Source organism: uncultured Cyclobacterium sp. (assembly GCF_963976465.1).
Lineage (GTDB): Bacteria > Bacteroidota > Bacteroidia > Cytophagales > Cyclobacteriaceae > Cyclobacterium.
The window spans coordinates 1-7,900 of the sequence record NZ_CAXBOC010000250.1; the positions used below are offsets into that span (position 1 = coordinate 1).

At 36.5% G+C, this 7,900-nt stretch carries 5 protein-coding genes; 3 read left to right on the forward strand and 2 right to left on the reverse strand.

Annotated features, from left to right (window positions below):
• Position 1 precedes the first annotated feature (1 nt).
• Entirely contained in the window at positions 2–841 is an 840-nt protein-coding gene (locus tag AAC037_RS14345) for a LysR substrate-binding domain-containing protein (protein ID WP_339903624.1), read from the forward strand.
• 91 nt (positions 842–932) lie between these two features.
• On the opposite strand, the gene AAC037_RS14350 is transcribed toward AAC037_RS14345, so the two are convergent.
• On the reverse strand, positions 933–2,513 hold the full coding sequence (locus AAC037_RS14350; RefSeq protein WP_339903625.1) for a fibronectin type III domain-containing protein: 1,581 nt from the start codon (positions 2,511–2,513) through the stop codon (positions 933–935).
• A gap of 467 nt (positions 2,514–2,980) precedes the next feature.
• Here AAC037_RS14350 and AAC037_RS14355 point away from each other — a divergent pair, with 467 nt between their 5' ends.
• Complete coding sequence (locus AAC037_RS14355; RefSeq protein WP_339903626.1) at positions 2,981–5,242, forward strand: alpha-L-fucosidase; 2,262 nt, start codon at positions 2,981–2,983, stop codon at positions 5,240–5,242.
• Between the two features lie 393 nt (positions 5,243–5,635).
• Positions 5,636–6,610, forward strand: a complete 975-nt coding sequence (locus AAC037_RS14360) for a hypothetical protein (protein ID WP_339903627.1) — start codon at positions 5,636–5,638, stop codon at positions 6,608–6,610.
• A 437-nt stretch (positions 6,611–7,047) separates the two neighbouring features.
• Here AAC037_RS14360 and AAC037_RS14365 read toward each other — a convergent pair whose 3' ends face one another.
• Entirely contained in the window at positions 7,048–7,581 is a 534-nt protein-coding gene (locus tag AAC037_RS14365; protein ID WP_339903628.1) for a hypothetical protein, read from the reverse strand.
• Between the last annotated feature and the right edge of the window lie 319 nt (positions 7,582–7,900).

Sequence of the window (7,900 nt, forward strand, 5' to 3'; positions counted from 1 at the left end):
TTTGACACAGCCAGCGGTATCTATTCAGCTGAAAAATTTTCAAGATCAATTCCCTATCCCACTCACAGAAGTAGTAGGAAGACAGCTTTATGTCACTGACTTCGGAAAGGAGATTGCAATTGCTGCAGAGAAAATTCTCAACGAGGTGTATGCCATAAATTATAAAACCCTTGCCTATAAAGGGCAGCTTTCCGGTCGGCTAAAAATCTCTATTGTTTCTACGGGGAAATATGTGATGCCTTATTTTTTATCAGGTTTTATAAAGCAAAACAAAGGTGTTGATTTGACAATGGATGTGACGAATAAATCAAGTGTTTTGGAAAGTTTGGAATTGAATGAAGTCGACTTTGCCTTAGTTTCTGTACTTCCCAAAAAATTAAAAATCAATAAAATAGCTTTAATGGAAAACAAACTCTTCTATGTGTCAAGTAGTAGCATGGAGATTAAAAAAAGCTTTACTAAGAAAAAGTTATTTGAAGAAATGCCCCTCATCTTTAGAGAGCAAGGCTCCGCAACACGAAATGCCATGGAATCCTTCATAACAAAAAACAACTATTCAGCTCGTAAAAAAATGGAGTTAACTTCCAATGAAGCAGTCAAACAAGCTGTCATTTCAGGATTGGGCTGCTCAATCATGCCGCTTATAGGCATAGGGAATGAATTAAGCAATAAGGACTTACAAATTATCCCTGTCAAGGGCCTACCATTAAGCACTGAGTGGAATTTAATTTGGCTTAAATCTAAGAAATTATCACCCGTAGCTTTGGCCTATATTGAATTTCTGAATAAAGAAAAAGAGCAAATAATTGATCAACAATTTTCTTGGGTAAATGCACTATGATTGAGCGACAAACAAGGCCGGTTGAACCCATGAATTGGGTCAAATACACTTTTTAGTCAAATTGATCTTTTATTTTTATTAAATAAGATGATCATTCCTTTTCCGTATTAAAAGTAACCACATTGGACCAATCACTCCAATTCAGGTTTTGATCTCGATAGCGAACCCTCCAATAATAAGTAGTATTGGGGTTCAATCGTTCCGTTTTTTCATCGGTTAAATCATCGTCTTTTTGTCGGTTTTCTTTATAATACCAGTTTTCAAATTGTTGCCAGCTCTCATAGGCTAAATTTTTAAAATCATTTGATTTTGAGACCTGCCAATGGGAAGCGGCATGAAAGGTTCCTGAATAATCGCTGTTAAATTTGCCGGCCTTTAAGATGGCTCCTTCTATCGGTACATTTGAACCAACGGGTGAAAGGGATTCAGGAGCAGATGGTTTGCGTTCTTTCCTCCACACGGTAATACTATCTCTCAACTCATTTTCCCTTTTCTCTATCGTGTTTCCCCTACTGATCCGCTTAATGGTAAATTTAGGGTCTTGCCTATTCCCATCTACTGACACCATTACAAAGCCATACTCATCCTGAGTAACCGTAAATTCATCATAATCCCTTCCTTCAAATTCACCCCAGTTATCTATGGCTCCACCTGCTGAAGCAACGTTAATCCAAAGGTGCTTGTGGTCTCTGGATTGCCCTCGAGAATAACCGTGAGTATGTCCAAAAAAGTGAATACTAGGCTTCCCTGTTTTGGTGGAAAACTGTTCCAATTCTGCCACAATTTTCCCGGTAAAATCCTCTTCCCCGGGAATCCAAAGTTCGGATTTGAAGGGATGATGTAATTGGGCAAAAACAAAATCAATTTTATCATCTTTCGCTGTGGCTGCCAATACGTTTTTCAACCACTCAAATTGTTCTCCTAAATCCCTATAACCATCATTCGAGTCCAAACCAATGACTCTTGTATTGCCATAATCTTTGTACCACCAATGTTCTGCATAGGCCGGAGTACCGTTCTCCGGCAAACTGAAGTATTTGAAAAAATACACCGAATTTCGCTCATGATTGCCGGGCACAGGGTATACCGGCACCTCGGAGAATAATTTTTCTGAAGGATTAAAAAACTGTTCTTTCCATTGGTAAAATTTAGATCCCGTTTGCACCAAGTCACCCGGAATAAGCACCATTGCCAAATTGTCCGGCAAAGATCCGCCAAACTCTTTTTCAAGATAACCGATAACCCCCTCGTTCACCACTTCACTAAATTTATCCGGTTGATTGTGATCATATTGCATGTCACTCATGGCTACCAACTTAAAATCTTCACCATCATTAGAAAAAGGAGGGGTTTTAAATTGAAAGATATCCGAAACGGCATCTCCTGTTCGAACACGGTAATAGTATTCAGTAAAACGATCTAAACCGGAGATTTTAACAGTATGTACCTTTACCTTATCAAAATTAATTGCCTCAGCAGTTCCTTTAGCAGTATTTTTTAAGTTGGGGCTTGTCCCCCATTCTACAATACTTTCCTCTCCTTCTGAAGTCTGCCACATTACAATAGCAGAATTGGGCTCTAAATCCTGCAAATATGGTTTAATCTCTATTTCTTGGGCTACTGATTGAAAGCAAATACATACAAAGAGGGTAAATAATGATTTAAAGGCCATTTTCTTTTTTTATTTATATACCATGTTTTGAGAAAAAGAGACTAAAAAAAATTTACATAGAAATTTATAATCCCTTACTAAGGTACGATTCTCCGAAGAAAACCAAATAAATATTCTTAAAATTACAGCAACAGCTTTACTTATTTACACCAAGAAATAGGTACATTTTCATGTATTTGGAATCTCAAGGCTTAATCTTGATTATATTCATTTACTCTTACCAAATAATGACTGCCTTAGGTCCCATTTCCCCATTAATAATAAAGCACTCTTTACTTTCCAATCACCGGGGCATCATCAACCATTCCATCTCATGCTTTAATTGAAATTTGATTTTCTCTGAAAAATAAAAATACTCGGTGCCACCCATAGAATAAAACTTAATATAAGCTTAAGCCAAGTAGACAAAAATAAATTTTTTTGTTATGTTTGATCCATTAACTAAAAAAATAACCTAACTAGCGGTCATGAAATTTACTTTAAGTGTAGAGAAACAAATGTATTTTTTGATAGGAATAGTTTTTATCTTATCATTTTCCTGCAATCCTTCAAATAATGGCCTTGTCTTGCCACCACAATCCACCATGGCTATAGATGAGGATGACACCCAGGATAGCATCCGGATCAAGGCGGCACACATAGTCCCTACAGAAAATCAATACAATGCACTCAAAGATGAATTCATTGCTTTTGTTCATTTTGGCCCAAATACATTCACGGCTAAAGAATGGGGTTCGGGCATGGAGGATCCAATGGTCTTTGACTTAAAAGAACTTGATACCGACCAATGGTGTAAAGCGATGAAAGCTGCCGGCATGACCAAGGTGATTTTTACGGCCAAACACCATGATGGCTTTGTTTTATGGCAATCAAGGTATACCAAACATGGCCTGATGTCTACCGGTTTTAGGAATGGTAAAGGTGATGTGCTGAAAGACCTCGCAGCCTCTTGCGAGAAATATGGCCTTGATCTTGGGGTTTACCTTTCTCCCGCCGATTTGTACCAGATCGAAAACCCTTCCGGCCTGTATGGAAATCTTAGTAAAAAAACGAAAAGAACCATCCCTAGAACCGTAAAAGGAAGACCATTTGAAAACAAAACAACTTTCGAATTCGAGGTAGATGATTACAACGAATATTTCCTGAATCAACTTTTTGAATTACTAACAGAATATGGCCCTATTAAAGAGGTCTGGTTTGACGGTGCCCACCCTAAAAGAAAAGGTGGCCAGACATATGATTACACTTCTTGGAAAACCTTAATAAGAAAACTGGCTCCTGAGGCTGTGATTTTTGGCAGACAAGACATCAGGTGGTGTGGCAACGAATCAGGACAAACCCGAGAAAAAGAATGGAATGTCATCCCCTACCAGGAAAACCCCAATCAAATGAATCGTTTTGCAGACATCACGGGAGAAGATGTTGCCGGTATGGAAAAATTATTCAAGGCCAATTATTTACATTACCAACCTGCTGAGACGAATACCTCCATAAGAGAAGGTTGGTTTTACAGAAACGATCACGAACAAGGAGTAAGAAGTGCTGATGATGTTTTTGATATGTATGAAAGGGCTGTTGGAGGGAACTCAATTTTCTTGCTTAATATCCCACCCAACACCCAAGGGCTTTTCCCAGATAGAGATGTAAAAGTGCTTGAAGAAGTCGGCAAGCGAATAAGAAATACTTACAGTAAAGATTTATTAATGGATGCCAAAGGCCCCAAAGAGGTTCTGGACAATGATGACCAAAGCTATCTTTTATTAGACCGGTCAAAATCATTTGAAATAAGTCTGAAAGCATCTGTAAAGATAAATCGATTGATCATTCAAGAAGCCATCAGGTCTCATGGTGAGCGTGTGGCAGCCTTCTCCTTGGAAGCGCTACTTGATGGGGAATGGAAAGAGATAGCGAATGGTTACAATATAGGCTATAAAAACATCCTCCGATTTCCTGAAGTTAGCACAGACAAACTTCGATTTACAGTGGATGAAGAAAGGTTTATCCCTGCCATCAATAAAGTGGCGGCATACCATTATGAAACTCGACCTCCACAATTAAACATTGAAAGAGATCTAAAAGGCATGGTTAATATTGAGCCAAAAAAAGTAGATTTTGGCTGGAAAACCTATGAGCAAGATATTGCTGGAAGCCTGAACAAAGACCTAAGCATCAGGTACACCCTAGATGGCACCGAGCCGAACACCGAATCTATGCTGTATGAAGGACCTTTTCAATTGGAACATGGAGAAGTAAAAGCTGCAGCCTTCGGCAAAAATGATCGTGGTACCATAGCTAAAGCCCTCTTTGGCGCTATTAAAGCCAACTGGAAAATTGTAGGCGCAAGTTCTTCTGAAAATAATCACGAAGCCTCCAAAGCAATTGATGGCAATAAAGAAACTTATTATAAGGCCAAAGGAAGAGAAAATGGTGGACAACAGCTTACGGTAGACATAGGTACCTCGCTCACGATAACAGGTTTTACCTATTTGCCACCTTCAGCAGACAAAGAAGGTATGATAGCCTTAGGAACAATTTATTATAGTTCAGATGGATCCAACTGGCAGCCACTGGAACATTTTGAATTTGGGAACCTTATCAATGACCCCTCTTTAAGAAGACATTACTTCAAAAAGCCGATTGAAACAAGGTTTATAAAACTTGAAGCCAAAAGAATTGCCGGAGGACATCGTTTCGCCGCAATAGCAGAACTTGGATTTTTGGTAAAATAGGGAGCAATTTAATTTTGACTGCAAAATTGAAAATAGCAGCGGAAACAATTTTCTGCTGCTATTTTTTTGCCCCAATTATTTTACTCGAAAAAACTTATCTATCTAAAATATCAATGGATAATATGCCCTGTGACAGTTCAGGAAAGAGTTTGAGTTCCGGCTGAACAATAATTGCGCACCCTAATATTCTAAGCCCACAAAAAAGTCCACTTGCAACTAATGCTACAAGTGGACTTTTGAGCTCCTCCTCTTGGGCTTCCCGATTCACTTTGATCTCGGGACACTTCCCGGTCGACCGGGATCAGATGCTCTAAATTATTTATGGGAGGTAAACCGTTTGGATTTTTGAGATATAACCATTAAATATTGTTAATTTAGTTTTTTAATATAATTATGGAAGAATTAGTAAATTTTATAAAAGGTTTAATTCAATCAGGCGTAGAAAGGTTGAAATTTCCAGTTTTCAATTCCTTTATTTTTTCTTGGTTGATTTTAAATTGGAAACCCCTGTTTATAATACTGTTCTCTAAAGAACCTATGGAATTAAGGATAAATCATGTTTCAATATATTATTCCAACATTTTTACGACCCTGATTTGTCCTCTCATTATTGCTATTGTCTACACTTTTGGATTACCCTACGTAAGGAAACAGTTATACTCTTGGTTCTCAGGAATTCATAAAAAAAACCGGACAGATAATTATGAATTTAAAAAAACTTCTTACACGGATAGAATTGATCTAGCAAGAAAGGAAGCTGAACTAAATTTAGCCAAAACGGGCAGCAACGATATTGCGGATTTACGTTCAAAATTATCTCTAACAAATTCTGATTTGGAGAAGGCTAGAAAAGAAAAAGAAGATTTATCTTCCCGGATAGAGGTTATGAATAAAGAAGAAAATTATTTTACCTCCAAAATTGGCGAATATGAAAGAAAATATGATGAAGCAAGTTATGTAATTGGCGAATTTTCGAAATATACTAATTCTGTATTAAAATTGGCAGAGGAAAAGATTAAGCTCACATTAGAATTAACTCCTCAAAATTTTGAAGAAATAAGAAATGACTTTTACAGGGTTTACGAACTAAAAATGGTTTTTGTAAATAATATCCCTTCATCAAGCTACGGTTATGACAAAGAAATTGAAAATATTCTAGACACTATAGAAATTTCAAAGCAAGACCTAAAGAGCACTATTGAATTTATTGCAAAAAGATCAAATGACCCAGATTTTAATTCTAAACCATCACATATTACACAATTATTACATCGTAATGTTTTATTTAAAGCGGAATCCCTATCCCGCACTGATTATGGGTTAACAGATCTGGGAATTGCATTACATGGGTATTTAAGAAAACAATAGGTAAACCGCATTTTTCTGTCCTCTCCATTTTTTAATCCACTCGGTACTTTCGGTAGATGGGCAAAATCAGTGTTTTCAGGCTTTGAATGATATGAGGGAACTATTCGAAAGAATCATATTCATCCTCGCCAAAAGTTGATTCAAAAAAAAGGAAGAAATATTGATCCTGAAAAAGCCTTTCAGAATAATAGATTTAAGAAACAATAAAAATGAAATTTGAAATCCTTTAATTCTTGACCCTGCATTACGAAAAAGCCGACTCTTGAGCCGGCTTATAGTTTTCAAAATGAATTGTCTTAGGTAGATAAGAGCCTCTTAGGCTTTTATCCAAGAATCAGATCTCTTTTCATGGATTTTTAGATTTTTAGATTTCTAGATAATTTAATTGTCTCAAAATTTAAGCCAATTTTTTAAATAATTAAAATGTTTTTTCTTGATCAACTCACTGATAAATCATCACCTGATTTGAATTTTTTCTCCGTAATACAATCACGCGAATTGAAATCATGGCTAAAAGTACTACTTAGCCCTGATAGAGAATGTTTGGCAATAATGCTCAGTCGAATGAATGATGAATCATCAACCCATTCTGTCTCTAGATCATCTGGAGTACGTAGCCTTACTGCATGTAAATTATGTGAATCAAATACGCTGCTTTTAGCCATAAATGCCAAATAGTCGTCTTTTAACTTAATGTCTCTACCACGTAAATTCCTACCGTTAGTATCTCCAACCGGTTTATACATACTTATTTCGATCCTTACATCAAACACCTCTGTATCAGTCTTATTAACGATTTTGAACCAATAAAAGGTTTCGCCATCTAATTTATTTTTACAAATAAAATTTGAAACAACAATTTTTGGCCGTTTTTTGCTCAAATATAAGGACAAAAACAAATAAGATGCCGCTAATCCTGATAAAATCCCTGAAACAACCCCGATTCCCAAACTGAAGATAATTCCCTCCATAGAAATTTACTTATAAAAATTGATAAGGCTAAGTGATAAACTAATCAGTCTGTATCATCTATCTTTCTGAAATGTATGGTATTTTAAGATCACTTCAAAACTTTTTTACATTTTTATTAACTTCATTATAGCATTGAAAATTTGGAAGTAGCCAACTTTCAGCTTCCTAATTCATTAAGTTTCAACCACCAATATTCCTATTGTGGCGAATTTATCGATCACCTCAGAATATAAGATATAGAGATAATACTGATCCATAATAAAAAAAGCCAACACTTTCTGTGTTGGCTTTTGCTCCTCCTCTTGGGCTCGAACCAAG